The organism is Isoptericola sp. NPDC057191, from assembly GCF_042670225.1.
Classification (GTDB): domain Bacteria; phylum Actinomycetota; class Actinomycetes; order Actinomycetales; family Cellulomonadaceae; genus Isoptericola.
Window position 1 is genome coordinate 1 of the sequence record NZ_JBHUWC010000314.1, and the last position, 1601, is coordinate 1601.

Annotated in this window: 1 protein-coding gene; it reads left to right on the forward strand. The window is 73.5% G+C overall.

All coding sequences use genetic code 11. The annotated features are described in order from the left end of the window. The first annotated feature begins 255 nt into the window (after positions 1 to 255). Entirely contained in the window at positions 256 to 1581 is a 1326-nt protein-coding gene (locus ACFT55_RS20160) for a Glu/Leu/Phe/Val dehydrogenase (protein ID WP_380245646.1), read from the forward strand. Positions 1582 to 1601 lie beyond the last annotated feature (20 nt).

A 1601-nucleotide genomic window follows, 5' to 3' on the forward strand; every position in this document is an offset into this window, starting at 1 on the left:
GACTTGATCCTCAAACCCCTGGTTTGAGGATCAAGTCAGCACGCACGTTGCCCGGGTCGGTCAGGCGCGGGTCAACGCCTGGTCAGGGGTGCGACACGGCTCCGCCACGGCGCACGTTTCGCCCTCGGAGGCCGCCGCCGCAGGGGTTACGGTGGGCGCCGAGGCCCACCATCCCGGGCCGCGCCACCCCAGCCGGACCCCGACCCCGGGCCACCGGCACCGTGTCCTGGAGGACCCGTGACGACGACGACGTCGATGACCTCGACACCCCTGCCCGACACCCAGGCCGCTTCGACGGCCACCCCGGTCGACCCGGCCGCCCCCGCCACCACCGGCCGGGCGACCTCGCCCCTGGTCACCGCGCACAGCCAGCTCGCCAGCGCCGTGTCCGTCCTCGGCTACGACGAGGGCCAGCACCGGATGCTCGCCACCCCCCGCCGGGAGATCCACGTGGCCGTGCCGCTGCGGCGCGACGACGGCGAGACCGTCCTGTTCCACGGCTTCCGCGTGCAGCACAACATCACCCGCGGCCCCGGCAAGGGCGGGCTGCGCTACGCGCCGGGCGTCGACATCGACGAGGTGCGCGCGCTCGCGATGTGGATGACGTGGAAGTGCGCCATCGTCGACCTGCCGTACGGCGGAGCCAAGGGCGGCATCGCCATCGACCCGCGCGGGTACTCGACGGCCGAGCTGGAGCGCGTCACCCGCCGGTACACGTCCGAGATCATGCCGATGATCGGGCCGGACACCGACATCATGGCGCCCGACATGGGCACCGACGAGCAGACCATGGCATGGGTCATGGACACCTACTCGGTGAACCGCGGGTACACGATCCCCGCCGTCGTCACCGGCAAGCCGCTGGCCATGGGCGGCTCCCGCGGGCGCGGCACCGCCACCAGCGCCGGCATCGTGCACGTGACCGCCGCCGCGCTCGGCGAGGCCGGCGTCCCGCTCCACGACGTGACCGTCGCCGTGCAGGGCTTCGGCAAGGTGGGCTCGCACGCCGCCGCGATCTTCGCCGCGCGCGGCGCCACCGTCGTCGCCGTCAGCGACCAGTACGGCGGCGTCCGCAACGACGCGGGCCTGGAGATGGATCGCCTGTTCTCGCACGTCGCCGCCACCGGTTCCGTCGTCGGGTTCGACGGCGGCGACCCGCTGTCCAACGACGAGCTGCTCGCCCTCGAGGTCGACGTCCTCGTCCCCGCCGCCGTCGAGGGCGTGCTCGACGGCGACACCGCCTCGACCGTCCGCGCGCGCTGGGTGGTCGAGGGCGCGAACGGCCCCACCACCACCGAGGGCGACCGCGTGCTCGCCGCGAAGGGCGTCACCGTCGTGCCGGACGTGCTCGCCAACGCCGGCGGCGTCGTCGTGTCCTACTTCGAGTGGGTGCAGGCCAACCAGACGTACTGGTGGTCCGAGCAGGAGATCGCCGACAAGCTCGAGCACCGCATGACGTCGTCGTTCGGCGACGTCTCCGCGCTGGCGAAGCAGGAGGGCCTGTCGTTGCGCGACGCCGCGCTCGTCATCGGCGTGCAGCGCACCGCCGAGGCCCACCGCATCCGCGGCCTCTACCCCTGACGGGTCGCCCGGCCCGGCCC

Excerpts from the sequence above, each read along its gene's own strand:
- ACFT55_RS20160 (WP_380245646.1), top strand. The coding sequence starts at position 256 with ATGACCTCGACACCCCTGCCCGACACCCAGGCCGCTTCGACGGCCACC.